At 67.2% G+C, this 17123-nt stretch carries 13 protein-coding genes and 1 pseudogene; 7 read left to right on the top strand and 7 right to left on the bottom strand.

Features of this window, described 5'->3' with window-relative positions; translation table 11 throughout:
- Nucleotides 1–75: 75 nt before the first annotated feature.
- Complete coding sequence (locus tag IPK20_10875) at nt 76–1599, bottom strand: altronate dehydratase (GenBank protein MBK8017157.1); 1524 nt, start codon at nt 1597–1599, stop codon at nt 76–78.
- Nucleotides 1600–1835: 236 nt separating this feature from the next.
- Here IPK20_10875 and IPK20_10870 point away from each other — a divergent pair, with 236 nt between their 5' ends.
- The 5 genes from IPK20_10870 (at nt 1836) to IPK20_10850 (ending at nt 6477) form a co-directional block, all read left to right on the top strand.
- Complete coding sequence (locus tag IPK20_10870) at nt 1836–2576, top strand: SDR family oxidoreductase (protein ID MBK8017156.1); 741 nt, start codon at nt 1836–1838, stop codon at nt 2574–2576.
- A gap of 26 nt (nt 2577–2602) precedes the next feature.
- A complete protein-coding gene (locus tag IPK20_10865) occupies nt 2603–3448 on the top strand; it encodes a fumarylacetoacetate hydrolase family protein (GenBank protein MBK8017155.1) in 846 nt (281 codons plus the stop codon).
- Nucleotides 3449–3498: 50 nt separating this feature from the next.
- Nucleotides 3499–4401 carry an ion transporter gene (locus IPK20_10860; GenBank protein ID MBK8017154.1) on the top strand — a complete coding sequence of 301 codons (903 nt, stop codon included), beginning with the start codon at nt 3499–3501 and terminating at the stop codon, nt 4399–4401.
- A 64-nt stretch (nt 4402–4465) separates the two neighbouring features.
- The gene (ald, locus tag IPK20_10855; GenBank protein MBK8017153.1) at nt 4466–5578 is read left to right on the top strand and encodes an alanine dehydrogenase; all 1113 of its coding nucleotides are present in this window, start codon (nt 4466–4468) and stop codon (nt 5576–5578) included.
- Between the two features lie 98 nt (nt 5579–5676).
- A complete protein-coding gene (locus tag IPK20_10850; protein ID MBK8017152.1) occupies nt 5677–6477 on the top strand; it encodes a MipA/OmpV family protein in 801 nt (266 codons plus the stop codon).
- Between the two features lie 119 nt (nt 6478–6596).
- Here the strand turns inward: IPK20_10850 and IPK20_10845 are convergent.
- The 6 genes and pseudogenes from IPK20_10845 to IPK20_10820 all read right to left on the bottom strand — a co-directional run bounded on the left by IPK20_10845 (nt 6597) and on the right by IPK20_10820 (nt 14932).
- Nucleotides 6597–9177 (bottom strand): annotated as a pseudogene (locus tag IPK20_10845) (ligase-associated DNA damage response DEXH box helicase).
- Between the two features lie 335 nt (nt 9178–9512).
- Nucleotides 9513–11123, bottom strand: coding sequence for an ATP-dependent DNA ligase (locus tag IPK20_10840; protein ID MBK8017151.1), 1611 nt, complete (start codon nt 11121–11123; stop codon nt 9513–9515).
- Nucleotides 11120–12127 carry a ligase-associated DNA damage response exonuclease gene (locus tag IPK20_10835; GenBank protein MBK8017150.1) on the bottom strand — a complete coding sequence of 336 codons (1008 nt, stop codon included), beginning with the start codon at nt 12125–12127 and terminating at the stop codon, nt 11120–11122. Before IPK20_10835 ends, IPK20_10840 begins: the two co-directional genes overlap by 4 nt.
- A 168-nt stretch (nt 12128–12295) precedes the next feature.
- A complete protein-coding gene (gene tal / locus IPK20_10830) occupies nt 12296–13378 on the bottom strand; it encodes a transaldolase (GenBank protein ID MBK8017149.1) in 1083 nt (360 codons plus the stop codon).
- 148 nt (nt 13379–13526) lie between these two features.
- Nucleotides 13527–13865 (bottom strand): P-II family nitrogen regulator, encoded by a 339-nt coding sequence (locus IPK20_10825; GenBank protein MBK8017148.1) that lies wholly within the window; start codon nt 13863–13865, stop codon nt 13527–13529.
- 86 nt (nt 13866–13951) lie between these two features.
- Nucleotides 13952–14932, bottom strand: a complete 981-nt coding sequence (locus IPK20_10820) for an HDOD domain-containing protein (protein MBK8017147.1) — start codon at nt 14930–14932, stop codon at nt 13952–13954.
- A 343-nt stretch (nt 14933–15275) separates the two neighbouring features.
- On the opposite strand from IPK20_10820, the gene IPK20_10815 reads away from it, so the two are divergent.
- Together IPK20_10815 and IPK20_10810 are read left to right on the top strand one after the other, a co-directional pair.
- On the top strand, nt 15276–15752 hold the full coding sequence (locus tag IPK20_10815; protein MBK8017146.1) for a TRAP transporter small permease: 477 nt from the start codon (nt 15276–15278) through the stop codon (nt 15750–15752).
- A 69-nt stretch (nt 15753–15821) separates the two neighbouring features.
- Nucleotides 15822–17105, top strand: coding sequence for a TRAP transporter large permease (locus tag IPK20_10810; protein MBK8017145.1), 1284 nt, complete (start codon nt 15822–15824; stop codon nt 17103–17105).
- Nucleotides 17106–17123 lie beyond the last annotated feature (18 nt).

Below are 17123 nucleotides of genomic sequence, written 5' to 3'. Positions count from 1 at the left end.
CGTGCCGTCCGGCTTCCGTTCCGGCAATCGGCGGGCACCCGGCAGGCCGGGAACGGCCCGCCGGCACGCGCACGTTCACATCGTGGGGCCCAGCACCCAGGGCGCGAACTCGTCTTCGCCATAGCCCCATTGTTCGCTCTTGGAAGGCGCACCGGACGCGGTCTTCACGATCAGGTCGAAGAACTGCTGGCCGACTTCCTCGATGCTCGCCTTGCCGTCGACGATCACGCCGCAGTTGATGTCCATGTCTTCTTCCTGGCGGGCGTAGAGCGCGGAGTTCGTCGCGAGCTTGAGCGACGGCGACGGCTTGCAGCCGTAGGCCGAGCCGCGGCCCGTCGTGAAACAGATCATGTTGGCACCGCCTGCCACCTGACCGGTCGCGGACACGGGGTCGTATCCCGGGGTGTCCATGAAGACGAAACCCTTGGCCGTGACACGTTGCGCGTATTCGTACACGTCCACCAGTGCCGACGTGCCGCCCTTGGCCACTGCGCCGAGCGACTTCTCGAGGATGGTGGTGAGGCCGCCGGCCTTGTTGCCGGGAGAGGGATTGTTGTTCATCTCGCCGCCCAGCCGCTCGGTGTAGTCCTCCCACCACTTGATGCGCTTGACCAGCTTCTCGCCGACATCGCGCGAGACGGCGCGGCGGGTCAACAGGTGCTCGGCGCCGTAGATCTCGGGCGTCTCGGACAGGATCGCCGTGCCTCCGTGCCGGACCAGCATGTCGACGGCGGCCCCCAGAGCCGGGTTGGCGCTGATGCCGGAGTAGCCGTCCGAACCGCCGCACTGCAGTCCCAGGGTGATGTGGCTCACCGGCGCGACGGACCGGCCGACCTTGTTCGCTTCGGGCAGCAATTCCAGCACCCGCGCGATGCCTTCCTTGACGGTCTTGCCGGTGCCACCCGATTCCTGGATGGTGTACGTGGAGAGCTGATCGGACCGCTTCAGCCCCTGCGATGCCAGCAGATCGTTGATCTGGTTCGCCTCGCAACCCAGACCCACGAGCAGCGTGGAGTGGAAGTTCGCATGCGTGGCGTAGCCGCCCAGGACACGTCGCAGCAGTTCGACGGGCTCGCCGGTGGCGCCCATGCCGCAGCCGGAACCGTGCGTGATGGGCACGACGCCGTCCACGTTGGGATACTTGGCGAGGATCTCCGGGGTGAAGTGCTTGGCGATCATGCGGGTCACGTGCGCGGAGCAGTTCACGCTGGAGACCACGCCGATGTAGTTGCGGGTGGCCACACGGCCGTCGGCCCGGTGGTAGCCCATGAACGTGGCCGGATTCGCGACGTAGTCGGTCTTCCTGCAGTCCTCCCCGAAGGCGTAATCGCGTTCGAAGCTGCCCATCCCGATGTTGTGCACGTGCACGTGCTCGCCCGTCTTGATGGGCCGGGTGGCGAATCCGATGATCTGGTTGTAGCGGCGCACCGGCTTGCCGGTGTCGATGTCGTGTGTCGCGATCTTGTGTCCGGCGGGGATCCGCCCGACGGTACGGATCTTCTCCTTGGCGATTTCCGTCCCCTCCGGCAGATCGACGCGGGCGATGACCACGTCGTCGTTAGCATTGAGGCGGATGGTGAGGTCGGCGGCTTGAAGCATGGATTCCTCCGGATACGTGGCGGGTGGGACCCACCCGGCGCGGGTCGGTTCGCCCGCGGCAGATGAAATGTGCAAAGCAAGGATTATCCTGCAAACAAGGGCATGGCGCACCGTGGGGCCGCACCGGGGACGCCCCCGCGCAACACGCCCGGCCGTGACGATCGCCATGCGGCACCCGGACTCGGCCCTCTGGCATACTTCGGCCCTTTCTTCGAGACGAAGGAAGGGAGGCAGACGTGGGAACGAGACTCGCCGGCAAGACCGCGGTCGTCACTGCGGCGGCACAGGGCATCGGACGGGCGACGGCACTGGCCTTCGCGCGCGAAGGGGCCAGCGTCTGGGCCACCGACATCAACGAAGAGAAGCTGCAGGAGATCGCGGCCACCCCCAACATCCAGGTGCGCAGACTCGACGTCCTGAAGGACGGGGAGATCGCAGCCTTCGCCCGGGAGATCGGGGCGCCTCAGGTCCTCTTCAACTGCGCGGGGTTCGTCCATCACGGCACGGTGCTCGAGTGCAGCGACAAGGATTGGGACTTCTCCTTCAACCTCAACGTGCGCAGCCACTACATCATGATCCGCAGCTTCCTGCCCGGCATGCTGGACGCCGGCGGCGGATCCATCATCAACGTGGCGTCGGTCGCCGGCAGCATCAAGGGCATCGCCAACCGTTTCGTCTACGGTGCCACCAAGGCCGCCGTCATCGGACTCACCAAGTCCGTCGCCATCGACTACGTGCGCCGCGGGATCCGCTGCAACGCCATCTGCCCCGGCACCGTGGACACGCCCTCTCTGGGCGATCGCATCAACGCGTTTGCCGATCCGGAGCAGGCGCGCAAGGACTTCATCGCGCGCCAGCCCATGGGCCGTCTGGCGACCGCCGATGAGATCACCGGCGCGGCGATCTATCTCGCGTCCGACGATTCCGTGTTCATGACCGGCCAGACGATGATCGTCGACGGCGGAATCACCATCTAACCAGTCTTTTCGAGGGAGGAGTACACATGAAACTTGTTCGCTACGGTGAAGCGGGGAGCGAGAAGCCGGGGCTGATCGACGCCAGTGGCGCGATCCGCGACCTGTCGGGCGTCGTCAAGGACATCGACGGCAGCGTGCTGGGCGATGACAGCCTGGCCAGGCTGCGGGCCATCGATCCCAACACGCTGCCGAAGGTGGAGGGGAATCCGCGCTTCGGCGCGCCGGTCGCGGGCGCCAGCAAGTTCATCGCCATCGGCCTCAACTATTCCGACCACGCCAAGGAATCGAACATGCCGATTCCCAAGGAGCCCGTGGTGTTCAACAAGGCCACATCCTGCATCGCAGGTCCCAACGACACCGTCGTTCTGCCCAAGGGTTCGGTCAAGGGCGACTGGGAAGTGGAACTCGCCTTCGTGATCGGCAAGACCGCCAAGGCCGTCTCCGAAGCCGACGCGCTCAACTACGTGGCCGGCTACATGATCTGCAACGACGTCTCCGAGCGCGAGTGGCAGCTCGAGCGCGGCCAGACGTGGGACAAGGGCAAGGGCTTCGACACCTTCGGCCCGGTCGGCCCCTGGCTGGTGACGCGCGACGAGATCGCCGATCCGCAGAATCTCGCCATGTGGCTGGATGTGAACGGCAAGCGCATGCAGACGGGCAACACGAACACGATGATCTTCAACGTGAGACAGCTCGTGGCCTACGTGAGCTTCCTCTGCACGTTGAAGCCCGGCGACATCATCACCACCGGCACCCCTCCCGGCGTGGGCATGGGCATGAAGCCCAGCGCGGTGTTCCTCAAGGCCGGCGACGTCATGCGCGTGGGCATCGATGGATTGGGCGAGCAGCGCCAGGAAGTCACGGGCGGCTGATCGCCTTTCCGGACAGCGGGATGCGGCGCGCGCCGCGTCCGGCCCTGCAAGTGCTCCGAGCGCCGGCGTCCCGTCCGGCGTTTCGGTTTCCAGGCCCCTGCGCACCAGATGATCGAATACGCCCGCCGCCTCACCGCCTCCAGCGCGTTCGACCGCATCATCGTGCTGGTGATCGTGTTCAACGCCGTGATCATCGGTCTCGAGACCCAGCCGGATATCGCGGAGGACTTCGGTCCGGCGCTGCACGCGTCAACACGGCCATCCTGGGCATCTTCATCGCCGAGGCGCTGCTCAAGATCGCGGCCGCCTGGCCCCGTCCCCAGGATTACTTCTCCAGCGGCTGGAACCTGTTCGATTTCGGCATCATCGTCCTGTCGCTCATCCCGGCCACGGGGGAGTTCGCCACCGTCGCCAGGCTCATCCGGATCCTGCGCGTGCTCCGGCTTGTCACGGCCATGCCCAAACTCCGGCTGATGGTGGCAACGCTCGTGCGCTGCATCCCGGGGATGGGGCACGTGCTGTCCCTCATGGGCATCCTGTTCTACGTGTACGGCGTGGCCGGATTCCACCTCTATGGCGCACACGACCCCGCTCATTGGGGCACGCTGGGACGCGCCCTGCTCACGCTGTTCCAGATTGCGACGCTCGAAGCATGGACCGACATCATGAAGGAGGCGATGCGGCTCGGGCCGCTGCACTGGATCTATTTCGTGAGCTTCGTGCTGCTCGGAACCTTCGTGGTGGTGAACCTGTTCGTGGCGGTCGTCATCAACAGTCTGGAGGAAAGTCACCGCGAGGTGGCAGCGGCCGAAGCCGAAGCGCTGGCGCCGACGCGGGACACCGCCTTGCAGGACCTGCAGGTGATCCGGTCCCTCGTGGCGGACATCGACCGCAGGATCGGATCGCTGGAACAGGCCCTGGAACGCAGAGGCAAGGACGCCCCGCTGCCCTGAACCGTCCCCGATGCAAGCCGTGCCGGGTTACATTGCGCGCTTGCCCCCTTCTACGGAGATCGCCATGCGCGTCGGCGTTCCAAAGGAAACGAAGAACCACGAATACCGCGTGGGCCTCACGCCGGCAGGTGCCGCCGCGCTCGCCAGGACCGGCCATGACGTGGTGGTGGAGGAAGGCGCAGGCCTGCGGACCGGCTTCGCCGACGCCGCGTACGAGGCCGTGGGCGCCCGCATCGTCCCGGCCGCCGCCGACGCCTGGGACGCCGACCTGGTGCTGAAAGTGAAGGAACCGCAGCCGGCGGAACTCCAGTTCATCCGCTACGACCAGGTGCTGTTCACCTATCTGCATCTGGTGACGTGTCCCGATGTCGTCGAGACGATGACCCGGGTGGGCGCCATCGGCATCGCCTACGAAACCGTCACGGACGAACGCGGCGATCTGCCCCTGCTGGTGCCCATGTCCGAGGTCGCCGGCCGACTGGCCATCCAGACGGGCGCCTGGGCCCTGATGCTTCCGCAGGGAGGCAGCGGCGTGCTGATTCCCGGAGTGCCCGGTGTGCCTCCGGCGAAAGTGACGGTGATAGGCGGCGGCACGGTGGGCACACAGGCGGCCCGTACGGCCGTGGGGTTCGGCGCCGATGTGACGGTGCTGGACGTGAACCTGCGCAGGCTGCGCGAACTGGACGACATCTTCGGCGCCCGGCTGAAGACCTGCTACTCGGAACCCGAGGCCGTTGCCCATCACGTGGCCGCATCCGATCTGGTGATCGGCGCGGTGCTGGTACGCGGACGCCACGCGCCGAAGCTCGTGACCCGGGCGATGCTGCGCCGGATGCGGCCCGGTTCCGTATTCGTGGACGTGGGCATCGATCAAGGCGGTTGCGCGGAGACCTCTCGCCCCACCTCCCATGGCGACCCGATCTACGTGGAAGAAGGTGTGCTGCACTACTGCGTGCCGAACATGCCCGGGGCCGTCGCCAGAACCTCCACGCTCGGGCTCACGCAGGCGACGCTGCCCTATGCGACAGCGCTTGCGGATCTGGGTTGGCAGGAAGCGCTGCGGCGCGATACGGGCCTTCGCCAGGGGCTGCAGGTCTGGAACGGGTCCATCACCTACGCGCCACTCGCGGACGACCTGGGCGTGCCTTACGTTCCACCGGAGGACGCCCTGCGCTGACCGGCCGGCGGCTGGTCCAGCGCCCGTCAGAGAGGCTCGGGAACGCATTCGCAGGCTGGCGGTCCATCGCGCTGTCGAATCCTCAGGAGCACTCGCGCATGTGCGTCCTCCCCGCCAGACTGCAACGCTTCGTTCTCCTCTTCTCCCTCGTGGCGGGCAGCGTCGCAGCGCATGCGCAAACGCCGCTCAGGCAGGACGTGACGGCCATTCCGGTGTCGCGCAGCTTCAACCTCATCGGAGCCGGGGCCGGCTTCCTGCCGGTCTTCTCCGGTGCCAACGACTACCGTGCCATGGTGCTGCCGGTGGTGCGGCTGACGTGGCGCGACCGTCTGTACTGGAACGCGCTGCAGGGCGGCGCGTGGCTGTGGGACGCGGACGACAAGTCGGTTCGCATCGGCCTGGCGGTGGAACCGCGCTTCGGCTGGGATCCCGAGGACGGGACCCGCGTGGCGGGCATGCAGGGGCGCGATTTCTCGTTCGACGGCGGTCCGGTCGTGCAGTGGCGGACGGCGGCAGGCGTGTTCACGGCTTCGGTCTACCGGGATCTGGGCGGAGCCTCGGGCGGACACACGGCACAGCTCCAGTACGTGAAGGCGCTCGCCGCCCGGGGCCCGTTCCGATTGAACGGCCTCCTGGGCCTGCAGTGGTTCGACCGGCGCTCCAACGACTACTACTTCGGTGTGCAGCCCGCGGAGGCCAGGCCAGGCCGGCCGGTGTTCGAAGCGCGAAGCTCGACCAGTGTGCAGTTCGGCGTGAACGGCTCCTATTCGCTCACGGAACGCGGCTCGCTGCTGTTCGGCGCGATCGGCAGCCGCCTCGGCGGGGGCGCGGCGGACAGTCCCATCGTGGAAACGTCCGTTCAGGCGATTGCATATCTGGGCTACGGCTGGTCGTTCTAGGGACGATCCGGTCAATGCGCAGGTTCACCACGCGTTCACCCGGCGCTTCACGCCATCCGTTCGCCGAAACACCGTCGCGACCGCGGGTGTCCATCGGTCCCTTCCGGTAGACGGTCTCCTCAGGCTTGCCGGTCCGCGCGTCGGGGGACCGACGTTGCGGCAGGGCCGGTCCGCGATCTTCCCTTTTCCTCGCCATCCGCGGCCCGATCCAGGTCCGCCAGCATGCGGCGGATGCGGTCTTCCAGCTTTTCGGTGGAGAGTTTTTCGCGAATGCGGCCCACCATCAGGGGAAACGAGAACGGCGTCGGTCTCGGCGGATGCGTCAGCACCGTCCGACGGCCTTCCATGGCGCGCAGCGTCGCGGCCAGGCGAGTGAATTCCAGCTCGCGCACGAGGACCTCGCGGCCTGCCTGCTCGAGCAGCAGATTCTCCGGATCGTGCTTGCGGAACACTTCGTAGAAGAGCTCGCTCGATGCCTGCAGCTGGCGCGTGCTCCTGGTCTGGCCGGGGTATCCCTGGAACACGAGACCCGCCACCCGGGCGATCTCGCGGAAGCGCCCGCGTGCGAGCTGGCTTGCATTCAGGCTCGCGACGATGTCGTCCTCCAGCGAGTCCGGCGAGAAGAGACCCGAGGCGATGGCACCTTCCCAGTCCAGCGGCACGGGGGACATCAACTCGAATCCGTAGTCGTTCACGCTGAGCGAGAAGCTCGCAGGCTGCACACGTCCGATGCGCCACGCGCACAGGCTGGACAAGCCCACGTGCACCTGCCGGCCGGCGAACGGGAAGCAGAACAGGTGATGGCCTTCGCGCGTGCGCATGGTCTCGACGAGAAGCTCGTCGCGCGCGGGTATCCTGGACCACCGCCGCTGGATGTCGAACAGCGGGACGAGGGCAGCAAGCTCGGGATCGTCGAAGCATCCCGACCTTGCCTCGTCGACGAGTTGCACCACCGCTGCCGCCAGTTCCGACGAGAGCGGCATCTTGGCGCCGTTCCACCGCGGCACCGCTCCTTTCCCCGGCGGGGCCTTGCGCACGTAGGCCGTCATCTCGTGCACGCGCACCAGTTCCAGCGTGCGTCCCGCGAACCAGAAGCAGTCTCCACGCTCCAGCATGCCGATGAAGGATTCCTCCACCTGGCCGATCCGGCCTCCGGACATCCAGCGGATCTGCACCGCGGCGTCGCTCATGATGGTGCCCACGGACATGCGATGCCGCCGCGCGATCGCCGGGTCTTCCACGATGCATCGTCCGTCGTCGGCGCGGCTCACCTTCCGGTACTCGGGATAGGCGCGAAGCGACGAGCCGCCATGGGTCGCGAACTCGAAGGCCCACCGCCATTCGGCGTCCGACAGATCGCGGTAGGCGTGCGTGGTGCGGACCTCGGCCAGCAACTCCTCCTCGCGGAAGCCTTCGCCCAACGCCATGTTGACCAGGTGCTGAACGAGCACGTCGAATGGCTTGTCGGGAATCTCTCGCGACTCGATCCTCCCTTCGGCGATGGCGCGGCGGGCAGCAGCGGCTTCCACCAGTTCGAACGCGTGCGTGGGCACGCACGTCACGCGCGAGGCTCGGCCCGGCGCATGTCCGGACCGGCCCGCACGCTGCATCAGACGGGCCACTCCCTTTGGGGCTGCCCAGCTGCAGCACACGCTCCACGGGCAGGAAATCCACGCCCAGGTCAAGGCTGGAGGTGCACACGCAGGCCTTGAGCGTGCCGGCCTTGAGCCCCTGCTCCACCCAGTCCCTCAGGTTCTGGTCGAGCGAGCCGTGATGCAGTGCGATGAGTCCGGCCCAGTCGGCCCTTGCCTCCAGCAGTGCCTGATACCACTGCTCGCACTGCGAGCGCGTGTTGGTGAAGAGCAGCGTTGTCGACGCACTGTCGATTTCGCGCACCACATCGGGAAGCTGCGGTATGCCCAGATGACCTGCCCAGGGAAACCGCTCCATGGCCGCAGGCACCAGCGTGTCGACGATGAGGCGCTTGGCGAGCTTGCCCTGTACCAGCTGTCCTCCACGGCCCAGACCCAGCAGCACTTCCATCGCCTGATCGAGGTTGCCGAGCGTGGCGGACAGCCCCCACTGAATCATCGCCGGATTCCAGGAGCGCAACCGGGCAAGCGCGAGCTGCGTCTGCACCCCTCGCTTGTTGCCCATGAGTTCGTGCCATTCGTCCACGATGACCGCCTCGACGCCGGACAGACGCTCCCGCGCGTCGGCGCGCGTGAGCAGCAGCGTGAGGCTCTCGGGTGTCGTGACCAGGGCACTGGGCATGCTTCGCACTTGCTTCACGCGTTCGGCCGACGGCGTGTCGCCCGTGCGAACGCCGACGGTCCAGCCGGTCCCGAGTTCGGCAAGTGCCACCTCCAGCGATCGCGACGTATCGGACGCCAGCGCGCGCATGGGTGTGACCCAGAGCACACGCAGCGTCCGTCCGGCGGACTTCACACCGGTGGCGTGCGACACCGCACCGGCGGCGCGCAGCATCGCACCGATCCAGACCGCGTACGTCTTTCCGGCGCCCGTCGTCGCGTGCAGCAGCCCCGATTCGCCTCTTTGCATGGAAGCCCACACCTCGCGCTGGAAGGGAAAGGGCTTCCAGCCCTTGCGCGCGAACCATCGCTCGACGCGCTCGGACAGATCCGCGACTTCGTCGCGAAGAACCGCCGGCAACTCCTTGTTTCGCGCCCGGGTATTCATGGTTCTTCGTCGAGGGCCTTTACAGCATCGGCCGTATGGGCGAACGCGGCGATGCACTTCTCCTATGGAACGTCCTGCGCAGTAGCACATGGCACTGCCCTTGCTGAAACGTAGCGCGCAGGCGTCGACGACGGAGACCCCACCGGCCATGCAAGCCGGACGCGACGCCTCGCAACGCACACGGCCCTCTCGCGCACCGATCCACGCTGGTACGCGGGGAGGCCGGGGGGACGAGACCTGCCCCGGGGTGCTGCGGCCGAGTAGGCACATCCCGCGCGACACCACAAGAACAACGATCCGCTGTTCCCTTCCGAGCCGCCCGACGAGGCGGCTTTTTATTTCGCCGTCCGCTCATCGATGAGTGCATGCAACGCTTCGAGGCGGTCGGCGTCCGCGGGCGTCTTGTCGCTTCGGATCCGCAATATGCGCGGGAAGCGCACGGCCACCCCGCTCTTGTGGCGCGGGGAAGGACCGATGCCTTCGAAACCGATCTCCATCACGAGCGATGGCGTGACAGTCCGCACCGGACCGAAGCGTTCCACGGTATTGCGGCCTATGAAGGCGTCGACCTCCCGGATCTCCGCATCGGTGAGACCGGAATAGGCCTTGGCGAAGGGCACAAGTTCGTCGCCACGCCACACCGCGAACGTGTAGTCCGTGTACAGACTCGCGCGCCTGCCATGGCCGCGTTGCGCGTACACCAGCACCGCATCGACGCTGTAGGGATCGATCTTCCACTTCCACCATTCGCCGCCGGGCCCCAGCTTCACGCGGCCCGCGCCGTAGGACGAGTCCCGGCGCTTGAGCATGAGACCTTCCACTCCACGATCGCGCGACCCGCTGCGCAGACCCGCTGCCTCGCCCCAGTCGGCCGCATTCACGGCGGGCGACAGGACGAGCTGCGGGTCGTCGAGATCTGCGACGAGCCGTTCCAGGCGCACTCGCCGCTCGTGCAGAGGCCGGGCACGGATGTCCTCCTGTTCCAGCTCCAGCACATCGAAGGCGATCAGTGCGACCGGCGCATCGGCAAGCACGCGCGCGGTGAGCTTCTTTCGGCCGATGCGCATCTGCAGGGTGGCAAAGGGCAGCGGGGCGCCGTCACGCCACGCCAGGAGTTCGCCATCGAGCACGGTTCCGTCGGGAAGCGTTTCGCCAAGGTCCGCGATTTCCGGAAAGCGTTCCGTGATGAGTTCGTCGCCCCGCGACCAGAGACACACTCTCCCGCCGCGGCACACGAGCTGCGCCCGGATGCCATCCCACTTCCACTCCGTGTGCCAATGCTCGATGGGGCCGAGCGAGTCCGGCGTGCCTGCGAGCGGGTGGGCGAGAAAGAACGGATAGGGGCGACCGCCGCGTCCGTCCCGTCCCTGCCCTTCGATCAACCGGCGATACTGTTCCGCCGACGGTTGCCAATCCCCTGCCAGCCGCTCGGCCACGATCGACGGTTCGATCCCTGCCACCATCGCGATCGCCCGGGTCACCAGCAACCGCGACACACCGACACGGAAGGCGCCGGTGACGAGCTTGTTCCACACGAAACGGCCTTGCTCATCCAGTTCCGACCAGGCGCCGAGCACGGCGGCCTCGAGTTCCGCACCGCGCAAGGAGCGTAGAGGCAGCAAGCGCTGCTTGACCCAGTGCGACAGGGACGCATCGCTGCCCTCACCCGGCGAAGGCAGCAGATGAGCGATGGTCTCGGCGAGATCACCCACCGCCTGGTAGCACTCCTCGAACAACCAGTCCGGAATGCCTGCCGCCTGCAACGTGAGACTTCGCAGCGTCTTCGTGGGGATGACCTGCCGGGGCTTCTCGCCCGCGAGGAAGAACACGGCCCAGGCGGCGTCCTCGTCACTGGCTTCGGCGAAGTAATCGCTGAGGGCATCGACCTTGGCCAGCGTCGACGTGGTGGCATCGAGACGCGCGTAGAGCGCAGCGAAGCGTTTCACGACTCTGCCTCCGCAGCCTCGTCGCCGAACTCCGTGGCGAAGGCGTTCGCCTGCAGACCCTGCTCGTTCAGCCAGCGCACCATCGGGGCGACATACCCGTGGGTGACGATGACCCGCTGCGCTGCGCTTTCACGGATCGCCATCTGCAGACCGGGCCAGTCGGCATGGTCCGACAGCACGAATCCGCGATCGAGCGATTGCCGCCTTCGCGCACCGCGCAATCGCATCCAGCCAGATGCGAAACCATCGCTGTACTCCCCGAACCGGCGCAGCCAGGGCGTGCCCCGGGCCGAGGGCGGAGCAAGCACCAACGCGCGATCCATCGCCACCGGGTCCGTGACCCGGGCCGTCGCAGGCAGGGAAACGCCGCTTGCCCGGTAGGCGGCATTCAGCGCTTCGACCGCGCCGTGACAGACGATGGGCCCGATGGACGCATCCACCCCCGCCAGCAGACGCTGCGCCTTGCCGAAGGCGTACGCGAAGAGCACGCTCGTCCGGCCCGCGGCGGCATTCGCCGACCACCAGGCGTCGATCTCGGCGAACACGCGCGAAGCGCGATGCCAGCGATAGACCGGCAGACCGAACGTGGACTCCGTCACGAAGGTGTGGGCGCGCACCGGTTCGAAAACCGCGCAGGTGGGATCGCTCTCCACCTTGTAGTCCCCCGATACCACCCACACCTCGCCCCGATGCTCGATGCGGACCTGCGCCGAGCCCAGCACGTGGCCTGCGGGATGCAGCGAAACCCGCACACCGCCGATGTCGATCGGTTCGCCGTAGTCCAGCACGTCGAGCGAGATATCGCCGAGCCGCGCGCGGAGCACGGCGTCGGACGCCCGGGTTGCGAGATAGCGGCCGTGTCCGCGGCGCGCATGGTCGCCGTGCGCGTGGGTGATGACGGCGCGCGTCACGGGGCGCCAGGGGTCGATGTGGAAGTCCCCGGCTGCGCAGTAAAGACCGCGCTCTGTGTTGCGGACGAGGTCCGCGGACGGGTTCGGTTCGATGGTCACGGAAACGGATCGGGTCGGGCAGTCCGTCGCGCATCGTCCGGTGGGCGATGCGACTGCCGCGGATTTCGATCGCGGCGCGGGCCGAAAATTCCGTGACCGGCGGGGATCGTCAGGAAGGCCGGCCGGCAGGCTGCCCGCCGGCCTTCCGCATCGCGGCGCGGATCAGCTCACGGCAGCGAGCAGCGCCGCGTAGGCTTCCTCGAACAGCTTGACGCCTTCGGTCTGCAACTGAGTGCCGGCGGCTTCGAGATCGATGCCCAGACGCTCCAGGGCCGCGAGCGCGGCTTCCGCCTGCGGCACGCCGTCGCCGATCGTCAAGGCCGCCTTGCCGTGATCGCGAAAGGCAGCAAGCGTTATGTCCGGCACCGTGTTGATGGTCTGCGGTCCGATCAGCGGTTCGACGTAGAGCAAATCGTTGTAGGCGGGATTCTTGGTGCTGGTGCTCGCCCACAGCAGGTACTGCGGCCGGGCGCCCGCGGCACGCAGCGCGGCGAAGCGGGGGCCGTTGAAGACCGAGAGGTACCGCTGGTAGGCGATCTTGCCGATGGACACCGCGCTGCGTCCCTTGAGCGGGGCCGCCTCGGCGGTGCCGATGGCATCCAGCCGCTTGTCCAGCAGGGAATCGATGCGGCTCATGAAGAAGCTCGCGACGGCCTTCACCTTGGACACATCGCCTCCGGCTGCCTTGCGGGCCTCGAGGCCCGAGATGTACGCATCGAAGATGCGGTCCATCTGACCGATGGAGAACAGCAGGGTGACGTTGACGCTGATGCCTTCGGCAATGCAGCGCCGGAAGGCCTCGGCGCCTTCCACTGTGCCGGGAATCTTGATGAGGACGTTGTCGCGCGCCACGGCCGCGCGCAACCGGCGTGCCGCGGCGAGCGTGGCTTCGGCGTCGTACGCCAGCAGCGGGGACACCTCCAGGCTCACGTAACCGTCGTCGCCGCCCGTGGCATCGAAGACGGGGCGCATGGCATCGCAGGCGTTCTGCACGTCCGCGATGGCCATCTGCTCGTAGCGCCGTTCCGGATCCGGCTGGGACGCCCTCAGCGTGGCGAGCTCGGACTGATAGGCCGCCCCGGTCGACATAGCGTTCTTGAAGATCGCCGGATTGGTGGTGATGCCGGTGGCTTCCCCGGCTTCCACGAGCCGCCGGAGTTCGCCCGACTGGAGCATGCCGCGGGAAAGGTTGTCGAGCCAGATGCTCTGCCCGATCTGCCGCAGGGAAGCGAAGGGGGATGCCATGAGTGCCTCGCGATGCTGGTCAGGCGCCGCCTTGCCGGTGGCACGACGCCTGGATTGCCTGGACGGCGTCCCCGAGGGAGCGCCGGAGGCGGCGTGGTGCCGCCCGTTGAGGTCCACGCCGGTCCGGGGAGCGGACCGGCTTTGTGGATCAGACCGCCGCTTCGTCCGTTTCGCCGGTACGGATGCGGATCACCTGTTCGACCGAACTGACGAAGATCTTGCCGTCGCCGATCTTGCCGGTGCGGGCCGACTTGATGATGGCGTCGACCGCCGAATCGACCAGCGTGTCGGTCACGACAACCTCGATCTTCACCTTGGGCAGGAAGTCCACGACATACTCCGAACCACGATACAGCTCGGTGTGCCCCTTCTGCCGGCCGAAGCCCTTCACTTCCGTGACGGTGAGGCCGGTCACCCCGATCTCGGACAACGCCTCGCGAACCTCGTCGAGCTTGAAGGGCTTGATGACCGCTTCGATTTTTTTCATGAAATGCCTCGATCCCGCGAATCTGGAAGGGCCAAGTATAGAGCCTGAGCCTGCCGGCCGGAACCTTGCAGACGGGCGTCCTCCGTTCAGCCGATGTCCGCGGCGAGTGCTTCGATACGCCCGCTGTCGGCCGCCACGTTCTCCAGGATCTGGTCCAGGGTCACGCTGAGCTCCAGGGCCTCCACGATCTCGTTCAGTGCCGGGTCGGATTCCGGAAAGCAGCCCAGCGGGATGTCGTCGCCCACCGTGAGCTGCCCCTGGGCGCGGCTGAGAACGCCCTGGTGAAGGTGGTCGGCCAGGTGCACGACGATCGCCGGCGCCGATTCCTCCGGCGAGAATCCGGCGTGGTGCCGTGCCGCGATCTCGCACAGTGTCGCGGGAGCCCCGCACCGGGACAGGAGCGCCTCGCCCAGACCCGTGTGGGCCTCGACGAACTGCTGGTGCAACGGCGTGCCCCTTGCATAGCCGGCCCTCACGAACAGGCTCATGAGTTCCGGTGCCGCGCCGCAGAACGCCAGCGTGCCGATGTCGTGCAGCAGGCCGCCGGCGTAGGCGACGTTGGGGCTCACCGCGCTGTCCCCGAGCACCCAGGCGATCTCGTGGGCGCAGAACGCCGTGATGAGGTACTCGTACCAGAGGGCGCGCATCATGGCGCGGTCGGGCATGCGGGTACCCTTGCGCATCCACACGGCGGCAAGCTGCGCCAGCGCCACGCGCGTCGTGGTGTTCATGCCCAGACGCAGAACGGCGGACTTGACCTCGAAGATGAGCTTGCCCGAGCCGCTGTAGGCCGCCGCGTTGGCGAGGCCCAGCACCCGCGCGGTGAGCAGGGGATCGCTCTCGACGATGTCCACCAGTTCCCCCGCCGCCTGCTGCCTTTCGGGATCGAACTGGATCAGCCGCAGTGCCAGGGGGGAGATCGGCGTGACGAGGTGGTCCAGTTCGGCCAGCCTGGGCCAGGTCCCGAACAGACGGGAAAGCGCCTCGATCTGAACGGGGCCCAGCACCGGTGCTGCGGGTATCGGAGACGGCGCTCCGCTCTGCATGTCCTGCCCTGCGGTGTTCAAGTCGCTCACCCGTGAAGGTCGTGGTCGGGGGAAACGGTAGGGTCGGGGATGCGGCACGAACAGCCTTGCAGACGTGACACCGGCGCAAGGGCCATACCGACCGGACCGGAGGTTCCCGGATTCTCTGGAATTACGGTCGGGGGCCGACGGGCTTGAGCACCGTTTTCGGCGCTGCCGGGACCGGCACAGGAGCGGCCGGGCTGCCCGGCACGCAGTAGAGCCCGGCGATTTGCGACCGGCGGAACGGCTGTGATAGGTTCCGCGGCGGTCCCTGACCGACCCACCACCACAAGCCGCCGGAGGAGTCCCGCCCGTGAGCGCCACACTGTCAAGGCCCGGACTGCTGTCGGCGCTGCTGCGCCGCCTGTCGCAGATCCTGGCGGCCATCGGCGGCGTCACGCTCGTCGCCATCGCCCTCACGACAGTCGCTAGCGTCGCCGGCCGGGTGCTGTTCTCCTCGCCCATCCAGGGCGACGTCGAGCTGGTGCAACTCGCCTCGGCCGTGGGGCTGTCGTGCTTCCTGCCCTATACCCAGTGGCAGAACGGCAACATCATCGTGGACTTCTTCACCGCTCGCGCATCGAAGCGTGCCCGGGACAGGCTCGATGCGGTGGGTTCCGTCACGCTCGCTGCAGTGGCCCTGCTCGTGGCCTGGCGCACGGCCGTGGGAGCCATGTCCGCGTGGGACAACGAAGAGACCTCGATGCTCATGTCCATTCCCATCTGGATTCCCTACGCGCTCATGACGCCGGGGCTCTTCCTGACAGGTCTGGTGGGGCTGCACCTGGGCTGGCTCCGTGCGACAGGCACCGATGAGTAGCGCGCACCGGCGCGGAGCCCGCGCGTGCTGACGAGTCCGGCAGCCACCGGCATCGCGCTGTTCGCTGCGATGCTCGTTCTCATGGCGATCCGCATGCCCATCGCGATCGCCATGTTCGTGCCCGGGGCCATCGGATATGGCCTGCTGTCGGGCTGGACGCCGCTGCTCAACCACCTCAAGGGCGCGGTGTTCGGGCGCTTCTCGGTCTACGACCTTTCCGTGATCCCGCTGTTCATGCTGATGGGCGCGCTGGCGACGCAAGGAGGCCTGTCCAAGTCGCTGTTCGATTTCGCCAACGCGCTGCTCGGGCGCTTCCGTGGCGGAATGGCCATGGCGGCCGTGCTGGCGTGCGCCGCGTTCGGATCCATCAGCGGCTCGTCGGTGGCCACCACCGCGACGATCGCGCAGGTGGCGCTGCCCGAGATGCGGCGGCTTCGCTATTCCGGGCGCCTCGCCACTGCCGCGCTCGCCACGGGAGGCACGCTGGGCATCCTGCTGCCGCCCTCGGTCACGCTGATGATCTACGCCGTGCTGACCGAACAGAACATCTCGAAGCTGTTCCTGGCCGCCTACGTTCCCGGGCTGCTTGCCGCGGCAGGCTACATCCTGGCGATCGCCCTCTACGTGCGGTGGAAGCCCGAACACGCGCCGGCCGTCGCGCCGCGGATCCCCGGCGAAGTGCGTTCGAGCGCCGTTGGCGTGCTGCCGGTTCTGGCGGTCTTCGTGGTCGTTTTCGGCGGCATCTATGGCGGTTACTTCACGCCGACCGAAAGCGCATCCATCGGCGCGATCATGACCTTCGCCGTCGCGCTCCTGAAGCGCGGGCTCACGGGACGCAAGATCGTGCTCGCGATGCTCGCCACGGCGCAGACGAGCGGGATGATCTTCATGATCTTCATGGGGGCCGACATGATGAATGCCTGCCTCGCGCTCTCCCAGCTGCCGGCGGAACTGGCGTCCGCCGTGGCCAATGCCGGGATCCCTCCCCTGGCCATCATGGCGGCCATCATGATCTTCTACATCGCGCTGGGCTGCGTGATGGACGAGCTGTCCATGATCATGCTCACCATTCCGGTGCTCTTCCCGGTGATCCTCGGCCTGGATTTCTTCGGCCTGCCGCCCACGGAGAAGGCGATCTGGTTCGGCATCCTGATCCTGATGGTCGTGGAGATCGGCATGATCTTTCCGCCCGTGGGGCTCAACGTGTACATCATGAACGGGCTCGCCAAGGACGTGCCCATGGTCGAGACTTACAAGGGCGTCGTGCCGTTTCTCGTGTCCGACGCCATCCGCATGACGCTGCTCATCCTGTTTCCGGGGATCGCGCTGTGGCTCGTGCGGATGATCGAATGACCGCCGATCACGGCGGCA

It is taken from the genome of Betaproteobacteria bacterium (genome assembly GCA_016713305.1).
In the GTDB taxonomy this organism is placed as follows: domain Bacteria; phylum Pseudomonadota; class Gammaproteobacteria; order Burkholderiales.
Note: the sequence above shows the minus strand (reverse complement) of the source record. Positions and strands in the feature narration are given on the sequence as shown.